This window comes from Fructilactobacillus sp. X8R1C1 (assembly GCF_059900945.1).
Map to the genome: position 1 here is coordinate 192187 of NZ_JBWXVH010000001.1, position 15107 is coordinate 207293.

Here is a 15107-nt window from a genome sequence, read left to right on the forward strand (position 1 = left end):
TGCCCCTTATTTATGCTGTTTTTTTGAAGGAATGGATTTCTTTACGTATTTTAAGTACCAGTAATAAAGACCAAACGGAACGAGATTTTCATCTCCATGAATAATCTTAATGATGTTGTTACGGTGGCGATAGAAAGTAAATATTGTTAAACAAATTGCTAGAATTGTCAGTGCTGGATCGTTTTCAAATAATGATGCAATAACAATAATGGTAAAGCCTAGCATACTAGCAAGACTTACCATACTAGTAACAAAGATACAGATAATCCAAGTTCCGGCCGCAATGCAGAAAAAGACGAAGTTATATGCCCAAAGCATCCCGGCACTAGTTGCAACTGCCTTACCACCACGAAAATGATCAAAAATTGAATAAGTATGGCCTAAGATCGCTGCCAGTCCAAAAATGAGTGGGTACCATGAATGGATTCCAAACTGCATTGGTAACCAAGTAGCAATGGCGCCCTTAGCAATATCAAGAATCATCACAATGGTTCCTGCAAACCATCCTAGTACCCGATAAGTGTTGGTAGCTCCAATATTTTTGGAGCCATGTCGTCTAATGTCGATATGAAAAAATACTTTGCCAATCCAAATTCCGTTGGGAATTGATCCCAATAAATAAGCAAAGATTAGGAGAATAATAAATTTAACCATATCTTCCTCCGTATTATTAATGTAATATATAAGTCCCAAAAGTTTATTCTATCATTAAAAAGATGATTTTAAAATTTAGTTTGGAAAAATGAGCTAACTTTAAAACGTCTTTGCAATCAAGTTTAAATAGGTTATTATTAAAAACGATGACTAAAAGAAGGAGTCTTTCCTAATGACACAGGCAAAAAAGCAAGAGTATGATGACTCTTCAATTCAAGTTTTACATGGTTTAGAAGCAGTTCGAAAACGACCTGGTATGTACATAGGTTCTACTGATTCAAAGGGATTGCACCATTTAGTTTACGAAATTGTTGACAATGCAGTCGATGAAGCATTAGCTGGCTATGGTGATGAAATCAACGTTACCATTCACGAAGATGATAGTATCACAGTGGTTGATCATGGGCGTGGTATGCCAACTGGAATGCATTCTTCTGGAAAACCAACTCCTGAAGTAATTTTAACGGTTCTTCATGCTGGTGGGAAATTTGGCCAAGGAGGATATAAAACTTCTGGGGGATTGCACGGAGTTGGGTCAAGTGTTGTTAATGCACTTTCAACTCATTTAACGGTTCAAATTGTCCGTAATGGTACTCTTTATCAAGAAGATTTTAAAAATGGTGGGCATCCTGTTGGAACCCTAAAAAAAATTGGAAAAACCAATAAACATACCGGAACGACTGTCACATTTAAACCTGATCCGGACATCTTTACTACTACAACTTATAATTATGATATCTTGGCAGAACGGCTTCGTGAGTCTGCCTTTTTGCTGAAGGGCGTTAAAATAACGCTTAAAGATGAAAGACCCGGAAAGATTCGTGAAGATGAGTTCCAGTTCAAAGATGGAATCAAAGAATTTGTTGATTATTTAAACGAGGGTAAAAGTACCCTTGGGAAAGTTATGTATTTCGATGGTAAAAAAGATGGCATCGAAGTTGAAGTTGCTGCTCAATACAATGACGGCTATACCGAAAATATGCTTTCATTTGTTAACAATGTGAGAACTAAGGACGGTGGGAGTCATGAAGCCGGCTTTAGGAGTGCATGGACCAAGTCCTTCAATGAATACGCTAGAAAAGTTGATTTATTAAAAGATAAAGACAAGAACCTGGAGGGAAACGATGTTCGTGAGGGGTTAACTGCTGTCGTAGCGTTAAAAGTACCTGAAGAACTGCTCCAATTTGAGGGTCAAACTAAAGAAAAGTTGGGAACCCCGATTGCAAGGTCAGTTGTTGATAGTGTTGTTTCAGAACAATTACTTTATTACCTCATGGAAAATAGTGACTTTGCTAAAACTTTGATTAAAAAGGCCACCAATGCGCGCACAGCGCGTGAGGCTGCTAAAAAGGCTCGGGAAGAAAGTCGACATGGTAAAAAGAAAAAGAAACGAGAACGACTCCTTTCTGGGAAACTGACCCCAGCTCAGTCAAAAGATACGAGTGAAAACGAATTATTTCTAGTTGAAGGAGATTCGGCCGGAGGCTCCGCTAAGCAAGGACGAGATCGAAAGCATCAAGCAATTTTACCGTTACGTGGGAAGGTTCTAAACACTGAACGTGCTAAACTTCCCGATATTATGAAAAATGAGGAAATTAGTACGATTATCTACACAGTAGGAGCGGGTGTAGGAACTGATTTTAAGATCGAGGAATCAAATTATGACAAAATTATTATCATGACAGATGCGGACGATGATGGTGCCCACATTCAGATCCTCCTTTTAACTTTCTTCTATAAATACATGCGGCCAATGATTGAAGCAGGTAAGGTATATATTGCATTACCGCCACTTTATAAATTGCAACATGGTAAGGGGAAGAGATCCAAAGTAGAATATGCTTGGACCAATGAAGAACGTGATCAAGACATTAAAGATTTTAAATCAGGATATTCGTTACAGCGTTTCAAAGGTTTGGGCGAGATGAACGCGGATCAATTATGGGAAACTACGATGGATCCTGCCAAAAGGACTTTAATTCGAGTTCGAATCGATGATGCAGCTGATGCAGAACGACAAGTATCAACTTTAATGGGTAATAAAGTAGAACCACGTCGAAAATGGATTGAAAATAACGTTCAATTTAATCTCGAAGAAGACGGAAGTATTTTAGATAATACTGAGAAAAATTAGCTTGGAGGTGATGAAATGGCACATAGATCTAAAATTAAAGATTTAACTCTTTCAGAAGTTATGGACGAACGGTTTAGTCGTTATTCTAAATCAATTATTCAAGAGAGAGCATTGCCAGACGTCCGTGATGGACTTAAACCCGTTCAAAGACGGATTTTGTATGCCATGAATAAGGATGGCAATACTTCTTCTAAAGGATTTAGAAAAGCAGCTAAATCAGTTGGTAACGTCATGGGTAATTTTCATCCTCATGGCGATAGTTCAATCTATGAAGCTATGGTTCGTATGAGTCAAGACTGGAAACTACGGGAACCGTTGATTGAGATGCACGGAAACAATGGTTCAATGGATGGTGACCCTCCAGCAGCCATGCGTTACACAGAAGCTCGCTTAAGTAAAATATCAGATGAAATGTTGCGGGATATCGATAAGGATACCGTTGATTGGGTTTTAAACTTTGATGATACGGAGTATGAACCTGTCGTTCTTCCTTCTAGATTTCCTAACTTACTAGTAAATGGTGCTACTGGAATTTCAGCGGGATATGCCACCGAAATCCCACCACACAATCTCGGTGAAGTAATTGATGCATTAATTTATCTACAAAAGCATCCAAATGCCACACTTGATAGTCTGATGAAGTACGTTAAAGGACCAGACTTTCCAACTGGCGGAATCATTCAGGGACTTGACGGAATTAAACAGGCCTACGAAACTGGTAAGGGACGCATCATGATCCGTTCTAAAACTTCAATCGAAGCATTACGTGGAAATAAACAGATGATCAAGATAACCGAAATTCCTTATGAAGTTAATAAGGCTCAATTAGTCAAACAAATTGACGAAGTTAGGATCAACAAAAAAATCGATGGAATTGCCGAAGTAAGAGACGAATCAGATCGCGAAGGATTGACGATTGCAATTGAATTGAAACGGGACGTTGATAGTACTAGTATCTTAAATTACTTGTTCAAAAATACTGACCTGCAAATTTCGTATAATTTTAATGTCGTTGCTATTAGCAATATGGCACCAAAAAGGCTTTCTCTAAAAGAAATCTTAGTTGCTTACTTGGATTATCAACGCGATGTTATATCTAAAAGAACTAAATTTAATTTAGATAAAGCCAATGCACGACAACACATTGTCTTGGGTTTGATTAAGGCATTATCAATCCTAGACCAGGTGATTAAAACCATTCGTGCTAGTAAAGATAAACAAGATGCACGAAATAATTTAATTTCTGAATACGATTTTTCCGAAAAACAAGCGGATGCGATTGTTGCCTTACAATTGTATCGTTTAACTAATACAGATGTTACTGAATTAAAAAAAGAAAACGCTGATTTGGCAGCTAAAATTGCTGAATATGAGACTATTTTAGCAAGTCCAGATGAACTTGACTCTGTTTTAAGAAGCGAACTTAGAGATATTGCAAAACGTTACCGTAATCCACGTCGTACTAAAATTGAAGACAAAATTCAAAATCTGGAAGTTAGTGAGGAAGTTACGCTTCCGGACGAAAATGTAATGGTAATGGTAAGTAATGATGGTTATCTAAAACGCAGTAGTCTTCGCTCATTTAATGCGTCTGAGATCACTGATAACGGCTTAAAAGACGATGACCATGCCGTTTACCTAAATGAATTAAACACTCGTGATTCGCTGTTTATGTTCACTGACAAGGGTAATATGATTTATCGCCGTGTTTATGAAGTCGAAGACGTTAAATGGAAAGACACGGGAGAACATATCTCAAGAATGAATGGGCTTGATGCCAATGAAAAAATCATTGCGGTTTATGACTTCTCTGATCTAAGTAAACAAGATGGTGAATTTGTAATTACAACTAGTGCTGGCCATATTAAGCGCACTGAATTTAGTAAATTACTTCCCAGTCGTACCTATAAAAGTCGCGCTGCAATGTATGAAAAATTGAAGGAACCGCTATCAAAAGTAGTCAATGTCTCATACAATCGGGTTGAAGATCCTGGTAGTGTCTTATTGATGACAGAAAAGGGAATGGCCCTTAGATACGACTTGCAGGAAGTTTCGTTGAATGGTCCGAGGACCACAGGAGTGAAGGCAATTAGTTTAGCTGATGATGATCACGTCGTTAACATGCAATTTGTAAATGATGAGTCTGAAATTGGAGTTGTTTTCCAAAATGGGAACTTTAAAAAGATGAGAGTAAGCGACATTCCAGTGACTAGCCGCGCACGAAAAGGAATTAAAGTCTTAAAGGAATTTAAAACCAAAAGTAATCTGTTAGCTGATTTTATCAAAATTGATTCTAGTGATGAAACGCTTAAAATTTATACTGATCACGCGACTTCACACGAAGTGGTCTTGGGTGACTATGGTACGTCAGGTCGTTTATCAAACGGGTCGTCCGTAATGAATACGAAGATGATTGGAACTCCAATTTTAATTGCCCATGACACTTTAAAACAATCTCAAGTTGATAATTTGCTATAGTAAATATAGTGATTTCGTGATAATATACACAATATAATAATAAATGTTAGTGCGAGGTATTAGTTTTGAGAGAATCTAAGAGGGAATCATTATTTTCATCCAAGGCTTTGGTATATTTCTTACAATTATCTGAATCGCTGAACTATACAAAAGCTGCGGGTATTTTAGGAATTACACAGCCTGCACTATCCCAACAAATTAAAAAATTAGAAAATAAGCTCCATGCTAACTTATTTTATTCTGTTGGTAAACAAATTCATTTAACTGATGCGGGTTATACTTTAAAAAATGCTACCGAGGAAGTATATGGAATCCTTGATAATGCTACTGATGAAATTGAATCATATTCAAGCTCAATCCGTGGAACAATTAAGGTTGGAATTCTTTCTGCAATTGAAGATGAAATATTTGAAAATTTTGCCCTATATTTCTATGAAAAGAATCCAGATTTGCGAATTGAAATGTACATGTTGACTCAACAAACATTAATCTCTGATCTTGAAAGTGGAAGAATTGATTTAGCCATTATGTACCTACCAAACGAGAAATTGCATAATTGGAAGGGAATGGCCATTAAACCGATTACTCACGATACTTTGTGCTATGTTCATCATGATAAAAGTAAAATTGGAAGTAAAATCAATCTTAAAAAAGTTGTTGGACCAATGGTAGGTTTCCCCAATGGTTATTACTTTAATCAATTTTTAAAGAACATTTACAGCGCCAAGCGCTATGAAATGCCAAAAATGGAAGCATGTTTTACAAGACCAGTGCAAATCATAGAATTTGCTTTATCATCTGGGTTAAATACCATTCTGCCGAAGACCTTTATGATGACACGTGATCGAACTAAAATGGCTCAAAAGAATACTTATTATACTGATATTATTCCTGATTTTTCTCTTCAAGCCGTTGCCGTCTATCGTGATACTAAAGATGGTATTCCGCGGTTAAATAAATTATTTGACGAATTTAGTGGTTTTGTAGGAGAATATGAGCAGGCTAAAGATGTATACTTAAGTAGTATTAATATAGAAGTTAGAGATCGTCAGAGACTCTTGGAAATATGGAAAAAGAGGAGAGAGAATCATGAGTAAAGAACTAGTTTTTGGACATAAAGTACCGGATACGGATGCAATTGTGGCTGCAATGGCACTCGCATATTTGAAGAAACAAGACGGGTATGATGTAGAAGCAGTCGCTTTAGGCAATCCCAATGCTGAAACTAAGTATGTGCTTGATTACTTTGATACTAAGGCACCACGTGTGATTGAACGTGCAAAGCCTGAAGTTGATAAAGTAATGCTAGTCGACCACAACGAACCTCAACAAAGTGTAAGTGATATTGATCAATTAACCGTAACTGATGTTGTTGATCATCACCGAATTAATGGCTTTAACACTGCTGCACCTTTGTATTATCGTGCTGCACCTTATGGATGCTGCAGTACAATTATTACTAAGATGTTTTCAGAAGAGGGTATTAAAATTCCCAAGAAATTAGCCGGTTTAATGTTGTCAGCCATTATCTCTGACACTTTATTGTTAAAATCACCGACTACTACTGATTTTGATCGCGATGCACTCAAAGCTTTAGCTGACATTGCCGGAATCGATGATTACGAAGATTATGGTGTTAAAATGCTTAAGGCCGGGACTAACGTTGACGCAAAAACTGATCAACAACTTATTGACGGAGATGCTAAGTCATTTACGTTAGGTGGTAAGAATGTCAGGATCGACCAAATTAACGTTGTCGATTTAGACGATATTACCAAACGTGCTGATGATATTAAGAAAGCTATGAAGGCTGAATCTAAGGATAAGGGCTATGATTTATTCTTAGTGCTTGTAACCAATATTCTTGATAGTAATTCAGAACTAATTGTAGTTGGGGAACCAAAGAGCGTGGTCGAACAAGCTTTTGATAACAAATTCAATGATGATGACATTATGAATTTGCCTGGAGTCGTTTCTAGAAAAAAGCAAGTTGTTCCCCCATTAACTGATGCATTAGAAAAAGAATAGTTATAAAAAATCCACTTAATTGTGGATTTTTTGGTTTAAAACAAATTGTTTGCTATTTAATTGGATAAGATATAAATTAAATATAGAAACAAATAGGAGGTTTATATTATGGCTGAAAATAATAAAGATGATTTGAGAAACCGCTTAACACCTGAGCAATACAACGTAACTCAAAATGCTGGAACTGAACCTGCATTTACTGGCAAATATGATGATTTTTATAAAAAAGGAATCTATGTTGATGTTGTAAATGGTAAGCCATTATTTAGTTCTGCTGATAAGTATGACGCTGGTTGTGGCTGGCCATCATTTACTAAACCAATTAGTGAAGACGAATTAAAGAATGATACTGATACTTCTTTTGGTATGATTAGACAAGAAGTTCGTGGTGCAGACTCTAAGTCCCATCTAGGACACGTCTTTCCAGATGGACCGCAAGACAAGGGTGGTTTACGTTACTGTATTAACTCTGCCGCTCTTAAGTTCATCCCTTATGATAAGATGGACGAAGAAGGGTATGGCAAATACAAAAAGTTTGTTGAATAATACAAATAACTGAAATAGAGGTCTTTATTAATGAGTGATAAAAAAGAAACAGCAATTTTTGCCGGTGGTTGTTTCTGGTGCATGGTCCAACCATTTGATCAGATGCCAGGAATTATCTCCGTTGTATCTGGATACACAGGTGGTCATGTCCCAAATCCAACTTATGAGCAAGTTGCTTCAGGTACTACCGGTCACACAGAAGCAGTTAAAATTACTTTTGATCCGAGCATCATTTCATATAAAAAATTAGTTGAAATCTATTGGCATCAAACTGACCCAACCGACGCAATGGGGCAATTCCAAGATCGTGGTGATTCTTATCGTCCCGTAATTTACGTGAATAGTCCCGAACAACGTAAAATTGCTGAAGAATCTAAGAAAGAATTAGAAAATAGTGGCGAGTTTGATGAACCAATTGTAACGAAAATTGAAGACGCTCAACCGTTTTATCCAGCTGAGGATTACCATCAAGACTTCTACAAGAAGAATCCACTTCGATACGCCATCGAAGAAAGTGGCGGACGGAAAAAATTCATTGATGATCATTGGAAGAAGTAAATAAGTTAACAAAAAGAATGCCAATTTGACATTCTTTTTTAATGACTAGTTATATGTAGTAAAATAAAAGTGGTATGAGATTAGTAATAAAGTGATTCTAATCTCATATTAATACTGAGTATATTCTGGGAGGTATTATAATGACTGAAGAAAAGATAAGACCAAATAAATCGCAAGACGTTTGGAAAGATACTGGTGAAAACGTTGAATTTGCCACTTTAGAGCTAACTAGAAAAGATCAAAAGGCGGCTCAAGAAGGAATCCAAGATTTTGCTGATCGTTCACAATCCATTATTAGATCAATGAGAATTAGAGAACCTGAAGCAAACCTTCGAGTTTCCATTGGCTTTAGTAGCAAAGCTTGGGACTACTTGTTTCCGAAGGCTAATAAACCTAAAGAATTAGAAGATTTTACTGGTGTTAAGGGTCCAAACTATTCGATGCCATCGTCTGAAGGAGACATCTTTCTTCATATTCGTGCTAATACTGAAGCCGTTGTATACGAAGTTACTACTCAATTCATGCTCTTTTTAAGAGATTTTACTAAAGTAGTGAACGAAACTCATGGTTTTAGATATTTAGAGGGAAGAGCTATTATCGGTTTCATTGATGGGACTGAAGTTCCACAAGTTGAAGATGTTGCTCCATACGCGCTTATTGGTGATGAAGATCCTGAATTTATCAATGGTTCATATGCTTTTGCACAAAAATGGCACCATAACATGGACTATTGGAATCACCTAGATACTACTACTCAAGATAAAGCCATTGGGAGAGAAAAATTTTCTGACTTAGAATTACCAGATGAAGAAAAATTTAAAAATGCCCATAATGTAACTTCAAACACATCCGTTGACGGAGTTGAACAAAAAATTGTCAGAATGAATGTTCCTTATTCTGATCCTGCTAACAATGATACAGGAACTTACTTTATTGCGTATTCACGATACTGGCACGTTATTAAGGGCATGCTTCAACAGATGGTTGATGAAGATGATTTCTTGTTAACGTTCTCAACCTTATTAACTGGTCAAACTTTTTTCATCCCTTCAAGACCAATGCTTGAAAAAATTGCTGATGGGGATTTAAATTAGTCATCAGTAAATTTTTAAAAATTATTGATTAATTATCATTGACAAAAACGTTGGTTAAGCATAATGTACTGTCTAAAGAAAATGCTAAGAAAAGATGAGTACTGAACCAACCATGATACAGAAAGCAAGCGACGCTGAGATGCTTGCATATTGGCATTTAGGAAAATGGTCTTGGAGCATATATAGACAAGTTATTTACAAGTCATATTTGGATGGCGTCCATTAGAGCGCTATACACTGCTTAATTTATTCTAGATATAATTAGCAATGTTACTGAGGATTGGCAGAAAACTGACAATCAAGGCTCGGTGGTACCGCGTTTATTCGTCCAAGCTCTTGAAACTTTTGTTTCAAGAGCTTTTTTGTATTTTCTTTTAATATAATAAAACAACGGAGGCATAATATGTCTGATAATATTTTTGATTTAGCAATCATTGGAACAGGATCAGTTGGTTCGGCGGCAGGATATTACGCCAGTCAAAATAATAGCAATATTTTAGAGCTGGATATTGCTAAACCCCCACATACACTAGGATCACATCACGGGCAGACTAGAATTATCCGGCATGCCTATGGTGAGGGAGAGAAGTATATCCCGCTACTACTAGAAGCTCAAAGATTATGGGATAAACTCCAGAAACAGACGGGCAAACGTCTTTTCCATAAAACTGGCGTTCTGACCGTTGGGCCAAAAGATTCAGCATTTTTAAATAATATCAAAGCGTCTGCCAATGACTACGATATTGATATTGTTCCTTATACTTCAACTGAAATTCACGATCAATGGCATAACTGGAATTTTAACGATCAATACGAAGGGATTTTAGAGCCAGGTGCAGGGTATTTAGAATCAGAGGAAATTATTAAAACATATATCGAAGGTGCTAAAAATAATGGCGTTACCCAAAGCTTTGATAGTTTTGTTAGAAAGATTGATCAGCAAGACAATGGAATTGTTGAGATTAAAACACAAGATCATACTTTTTATGCCAAAAATGTCATTTTATCAGCAGGAACCTGGGTCAAACAACTATTGCCAAATTTACCAATCACGCCAACAAGAAAGGTATTTGCATGGTTTAACGTCGCCGATAACGGTTTAAATGAAAATGAAGGGTTCCCAGCTTTTACGGTAGAACTTGCAAATGCTATTCAGTATTACGGTTTCCCAGGAAGTAATGGCACCATTAAAATTGGACGTCACCAGGGTGGTCAAAAGATTAAAAATAGAAAAGAAAGGGGCAATTTTGGCGATTATTCTGAAGATTTAGATGAAATCGATCCATTACTAAAGCATCATTTGACAGGGACTGATGGTATTGACCATGGTGGTACATGTTCGTATGATCTTTCTCCTGACGGTGATTTTATTATTGACCGGATTCCATCCATGAATAAGATTCAAATTGTAACTGGATTAAGTGGACACGGATTCAAATTTTCCAGTGTACTTGGTAAACTATTAAGTGATCAAGCTCTTGGAAAATCAAATCCTTATAACTTAGAACCATTTAGATTAGACCGTTTTAACCACTGAAAATAATCAAAAATTTAATCGATGAAATAACAACAAATGCTGTTGTTATTTTTTTGAAAGCAAGCCAATAATGAAGGTTATTTAAAAGCACTCATTATTAGCGTATCATTGAGTATAGAAACTATTTAAATAAGACTTTGATGTTGACCGAACGTTGAGCTTTAATGGTGTTGAAATAAATTCAGAAATTGTAAATGCAATTAAACAACTAGCAAAACGTAATGAAATTATCTTTGATTAAACCAGGCCAATCAGATATCTAATTTCAAGAGTAATTGTGATATACAATTGACTAAAAATATCATTAAAAAATACGATTTAAATTACATAATTGATGATAATTGGAATTACAGTGATAAAGTAAGCGCTTTAAATCCAATATTTAAGCAACTAGACTCAAATCAATTAGCTGAAAATGTAGCTATCTCATCAATCAAAAAAGCCGTTAAAATCATTTTATTGGACATAAATAGTGACTTAATTGATAAAATACAGTATTCATTAAACAAAATACGTCATTTTGGCGAAAAGAATATTGATCTGACAGCTCAAAATATTAACAAATTCAGTACGTTAAGAATTATAACCGATAGCAACTATTAGAAACTAGATTGCGTTTGGAAACGATAGTAACGATCAAGAATTACTCGCGAAAACTTTTAAAAGTAGATGAATCTACAGTCAGATCAAATTATTTTGAATCCAAATGATGAAGTTGCAAAATCAATTTAAAGTTATACAAATGATGATAATCTAAAATAAGTATGAATTGCTCTTTTATTAATATTAAGTCTACTTCGTATAATATATATTATGTAAACTAGAAAAAGAATAAATAATTAAATGTTTCCCTCTATAAATATATATTAAAAAGAACACCATTTTTGGTGTTCTTTAATTTCCAACTTATTTTATCTATTAATATCTTTGATCCATCCCAATGCAAGAGCTCCGCTACCTAAATGGGTTCCAATTGCTGGTCCGAATGATCCGCGGGTAACTTTCATATTTGGATATTTTTCTTGAATGGATTTCTGCCAAACATCAGCTTCTTTGGGGTTATTGGCATCAATTACAGCAACTTCAATTGGATAATTGGCTTTTGATACTGCTTGAGAAAATAAATCTTCAACACGTTTAAGTGCCTTTTTCTTAGAACGAACCTTATCAAATGCTACGATCTCATCAGTTTGGTTATCAAAAGTTAAAATGGGCTTTATGTTTAATAGTCCACCTACAAACGCTGTTGCATTTGATAAACGCCCACCCTTAACTAGGTTATCTAAATCATCGACAACAATTAACTCATCAATGGTTGACCGAAGAAGTTTAAGTTTTTGAATAATTTCTTCTGGAGGAACATTATTTTGTGCTAAATTAGCTGCATATTTCACTAAAGCAGCCATTGGATCAACAGTAATTCCAGAATTAAAAGGATAAATTTTGATGTTATCCATCATTTTGGCTACATTACAAACTGCTTGATACATGCCAGAAATGGTTGAAGCTAAATGAATACTAATCACTGCATCATAACCATCGTCAGCTAATTTATTATATTCTTCAATTAGTGCTCCAATTGGCGGCTGTGAAGTCGTCGGTAATTTGGGTGACTCTTTAAGCTTTTGGTAGAATTCCTTATTTGTAATGTCAATTCCTTCGCGGTAACTTTTACCGTTGAAGATTACGGAGATTGGAATAATATGAACATTATATTTTTTGATATCTTCCTTAGATAAATACGATGTACTATCAGTAACAATCGCTGTCTTCATTTCTTTCACCTAACCTATTTACGGATTTTCTTCATACTTGTTTCTAATCGATTGAGGAGAATCTTTAAAAGATTCTTTTCTTCATCAGTCCACTGATTAAAAATTTGTGTGGAAAGATCTTCGTAGTCATTACTAATTTGATGACATGTCTTCTTACCCTTATCAGTAATACTGTATATTAACTGGCGTTTATCCTGCCCAATGGCTTTCTTTTGAATCATTTCTTTTACAACTAATCGTTTCAATTGTCGCGATAAAGTTGATGTATCTAATTTCATTGACTTAGAAAGCGATTCTTGGGTCGTATAGCCATCATCAATGGCAATTAACAATTGCCATTCTGAAATAGTAAGATTTGATTTTTTGGTAAGAGCTTGGAGCTGTTGTTGATGCATTTTTCCAACAACTCTAAGAGCAGTTAAACTATTTTTCATTGATATTCCTCCGTAAAATATTATACCATTAATTGCCTAATACAAGATTACGGATTTAATATTTATGTGCTACCACTCAACAATATAAGTTATACTGGACAATGAAGCAAAAAGGAGTGTTATATATGTCATTTGACGGATCATTTACACATGCAATGAGTCATGAATTAAATAACAAATTACTAAACGGACGTGTTTCAAAAATAAACGAGCCCTACCCTAATGAAATTATTTTAACTATTCGTTCTAATCATAATAATTATCAGTTATTATTATCAGCGAATCCCTCATACGCTCGAGTACAAATTACAAACGTCCCTTTTACAAATCCGAAAGTTCCAACTAACTTTGCAATGACGTTAAGAAAACATTTAAGTGGAAGTTTTATTAGCAAAATTCATCAAGTAAACAATGATCGGATTATTCACATTCATTTTAATACAAGGAATGAATTAGGTGATATTGAGGAATTAGTCCTTGTCATTGAAGTAATGGCACGTCATAGTAACGTCATTTTAGTTCAAGCTAAAGATTCATCAATAATTGATTCAGTTAGAAGAATTTCATCTGCTCAAAATCGATACCGAACCATTCTTCCAGGATCTAAATATATTCAACCCCCAAAACAAGATCTGGTTGATCCATTTCAAGTTAACAAAAAAGAATTTACACAAATTGAAAAAATCAATCGTGAGTTTCCAAATGTAGATGTATTTGCTACTCAATTACGTAAATATCTTCAAGGACTTGGGACTGATACGTCCTATGCGCTCGCAAGTGCCCTTCATGTATCTGGATCAACTTTAAAACAAAAATATTGGAAATTTTTTAATCATTTCGAAAATCCAGAACCTATTATTGGAGATGATATGAAGGGAAAATTACAATTTTCAGCATTTCAATATATCGGCATTCAGCCGGATAAAAGATTTAAAACTTTAAGCGAAATGTTAGATGAATATTACCAAACTAAGGTTCAACGTGAGCGAGTTCGAGAACAAGGGTCACAATTAATTCGAATTACCAAAAATGAATTAAAAAAGAATCGGAAAAAGCTTAAAAAATTACAAAATACCTTAGAAGAATCTGAGCATGCAGATGACCTACGGGTTAAAGGTGAGATTTTAATGACTTATTTAAATCAAGTTAAAGTTGGATCTAAAGAGATTAAACTACCCAATTTTTACAATAATAATAAGGAGATCATTATCTCACTAGATCCTTCCCTCTCAGCTTCTGAAAATGCTCAAAAATACTTTAAAAAATACGATAAAAAGCGAAATGCAAAGGAATATGTAGTTAAGCAAATCAAGGAATGTCAGGATGAAATTGATTATTTTGAGAGTATTGAATCCCAAATTGAAATCGCGGATCCACGTGATTTAGATGACATTAAGACAGAATTAAAAAATGGTGGATACATTAGGAAGCCAAAAAAAGGTAACAGTAAACATCATAAAACTAAAGTTAGCAAACCTGAAAAGTTTGTCTCAGATGATGGTGAGATAATTTTGGTTGGTAAAAATAATTTACAAAATGATCAACTTACCCTTCGGACAGCAGATAAACGTGATACTTGGCTTCATGTCCAAAATATCCACGGATCTCATGTAATAATTAGATCTTTCAATCCAACTGAACAGACAATTCTTCAAGCTGCTGAACTGGCTGCTTATTTTTCCAAAGCACGAGCATCTGCCAACGTGCCAGTTGATTACGTTAAAGTAAAAGCTGTAAAAAAGCCCAATGGAGGGAAACCTGGTTTTGTTACCTATCGGGGGCAAAATACGATTTACGTAACGCCAACGGAAGCAATTGTTAAACATTTAAGAGAGAATAGTAAAAAACAAGATACTAATTAGTATCTTG

General features: G+C 35.2%; 13 protein-coding genes. 10 read left to right on the top strand and 3 right to left on the bottom strand.

The genetic code is table 11. From position 1 onward, the window contains the following. Positions 1-6 precede the first annotated feature (6 nt). Entirely contained in the window at positions 7-654 is a 648-nt protein-coding gene (plsY, locus tag AC6UD1_RS01040) for a glycerol-3-phosphate 1-O-acyltransferase PlsY (protein ID WP_500693763.1), read from the bottom strand. Positions 655-826: 172 nt separating this feature from the next. Between plsY and parE the strand changes: the two genes are divergently transcribed. The 9 genes from parE to AC6UD1_RS01085 all read left to right on the top strand — a co-directional run bounded on the left by parE (position 827) and on the right by AC6UD1_RS01085 (position 11632). After that, positions 827-2788 carry a DNA topoisomerase IV subunit B gene (parE, locus tag AC6UD1_RS01045; RefSeq protein WP_500693762.1) on the top strand — a complete coding sequence of 654 codons (1962 nt, stop codon included), beginning with the start codon at positions 827-829 and terminating at the stop codon, positions 2786-2788. A 15-nt stretch (positions 2789-2803) separates the two neighbouring features. After that, positions 2804-5266, top strand: a complete 2463-nt coding sequence (parC, locus tag AC6UD1_RS01050; RefSeq protein ID WP_500699470.1) for a DNA topoisomerase IV subunit A — start codon at positions 2804-2806, stop codon at positions 5264-5266. A gap of 65 nt (positions 5267-5331) precedes the next feature. Continuing rightward, a complete protein-coding gene (locus tag AC6UD1_RS01055; RefSeq protein WP_500695642.1) occupies positions 5332-6363 on the top strand; it encodes a LysR family transcriptional regulator in 1032 nt (343 codons plus the stop codon). Continuing rightward, positions 6356-7294: a manganese-dependent inorganic pyrophosphatase gene (locus AC6UD1_RS01060; RefSeq protein WP_500695643.1), complete on the top strand. Its 939-nt coding sequence runs from the start codon at positions 6356-6358 to the stop codon at positions 7292-7294. The genes AC6UD1_RS01055 and AC6UD1_RS01060 overlap by 8 nt, the downstream gene beginning before the upstream one ends. 108 nt (positions 7295-7402) lie before the next feature. Further along, a complete protein-coding gene (gene msrB / locus AC6UD1_RS01065) occupies positions 7403-7840 on the top strand; it encodes a peptide-methionine (R)-S-oxide reductase MsrB (protein WP_500693758.1) in 438 nt (145 codons plus the stop codon). Between the two features lie 30 nt (positions 7841-7870). Further along, a complete protein-coding gene (gene msrA / locus AC6UD1_RS01070) occupies positions 7871-8398 on the top strand; it encodes a peptide-methionine (S)-S-oxide reductase MsrA (RefSeq protein ID WP_500696684.1) in 528 nt (175 codons plus the stop codon). 140 nt (positions 8399-8538) lie between these two features. Then, a complete protein-coding gene (locus tag AC6UD1_RS01075) occupies positions 8539-9492 on the top strand; it encodes a Dyp-type peroxidase (protein ID WP_500696685.1) in 954 nt (317 codons plus the stop codon). A gap of 403 nt (positions 9493-9895) precedes the next feature. Next, positions 9896-11029 carry an N-methyl-L-tryptophan oxidase gene (gene solA, locus AC6UD1_RS01080; protein WP_500706493.1) on the top strand — a complete coding sequence of 378 codons (1134 nt, stop codon included), beginning with the start codon at positions 9896-9898 and terminating at the stop codon, positions 11027-11029. Positions 11030-11317: 288 nt separating this feature from the next. Then, the gene (locus AC6UD1_RS01085; protein WP_500696687.1) at positions 11318-11632 is read left to right on the top strand and encodes a hypothetical protein; all 315 of its coding nucleotides are present in this window, start codon (positions 11318-11320) and stop codon (positions 11630-11632) included. 308 nt (positions 11633-11940) lie between these two features. Here AC6UD1_RS01085 and AC6UD1_RS01090 read toward each other — a convergent pair whose 3' ends face one another. Then, positions 11941-12804, bottom strand: coding sequence for a DegV family protein (locus tag AC6UD1_RS01090; RefSeq protein ID WP_500695648.1), 864 nt, complete (start codon positions 12802-12804; stop codon positions 11941-11943). A 14-nt stretch (positions 12805-12818) separates the two neighbouring features. Beyond that, entirely contained in the window at positions 12819-13238 is a 420-nt protein-coding gene (locus AC6UD1_RS01095; protein ID WP_500695649.1) for a MarR family winged helix-turn-helix transcriptional regulator, read from the bottom strand. Positions 13239-13363: 125 nt separating this feature from the next. Here AC6UD1_RS01095 and AC6UD1_RS01100 point away from each other — a divergent pair, with 125 nt between their 5' ends. Beyond that, on the top strand, positions 13364-15100 hold the full coding sequence (locus tag AC6UD1_RS01100; protein ID WP_500707098.1) for an Rqc2 family fibronectin-binding protein: 1737 nt from the start codon (positions 13364-13366) through the stop codon (positions 15098-15100). Positions 15101-15107: the final 7 nt, after the last annotated feature.

Excerpts from the sequence above, each read along its gene's own strand:
- solA (WP_500706493.1), top strand. The coding sequence starts at position 9,896 with ATGTCTGATAATATTTTTGATTTAGCAATCATTGGAACAGGATCAGTT.
- plsY (WP_500693763.1), bottom strand. The coding sequence starts at position 654 with ATGGTTAAATTTATTATTCTCCTAATCTTTGCTTATTTATTGGGATCA.
- AC6UD1_RS01060 (WP_500695643.1), top strand. The coding sequence starts at position 6,356 with ATGAGTAAAGAACTAGTTTTTGGACATAAAGTACCGGATACGGATGCA.
- AC6UD1_RS01090 (WP_500695648.1), bottom strand. The coding sequence starts at position 12,804 with ATGAAGACAGCGATTGTTACTGATAGTACATCGTATTTATCTAAGGAA.
- AC6UD1_RS01100 (WP_500707098.1), top strand. The coding sequence starts at position 13,364 with ATGTCATTTGACGGATCATTTACACATGCAATGAGTCATGAATTAAAT.
- msrB (WP_500693758.1), top strand. The coding sequence starts at position 7,403 with ATGGCTGAAAATAATAAAGATGATTTGAGAAACCGCTTAACACCTGAG.
- parC (WP_500699470.1), top strand. The coding sequence starts at position 2,804 with ATGGCACATAGATCTAAAATTAAAGATTTAACTCTTTCAGAAGTTATG.
- AC6UD1_RS01075 (WP_500696685.1), top strand. The coding sequence starts at position 8,539 with ATGACTGAAGAAAAGATAAGACCAAATAAATCGCAAGACGTTTGGAAA.
- msrA (WP_500696684.1), top strand. The coding sequence starts at position 7,871 with ATGAGTGATAAAAAAGAAACAGCAATTTTTGCCGGTGGTTGTTTCTGG.
- AC6UD1_RS01095 (WP_500695649.1), bottom strand. The coding sequence starts at position 13,238 with ATGAAAAATAGTTTAACTGCTCTTAGAGTTGTTGGAAAAATGCATCAA.
- parE (WP_500693762.1), top strand. The coding sequence starts at position 827 with ATGACACAGGCAAAAAAGCAAGAGTATGATGACTCTTCAATTCAAGTT.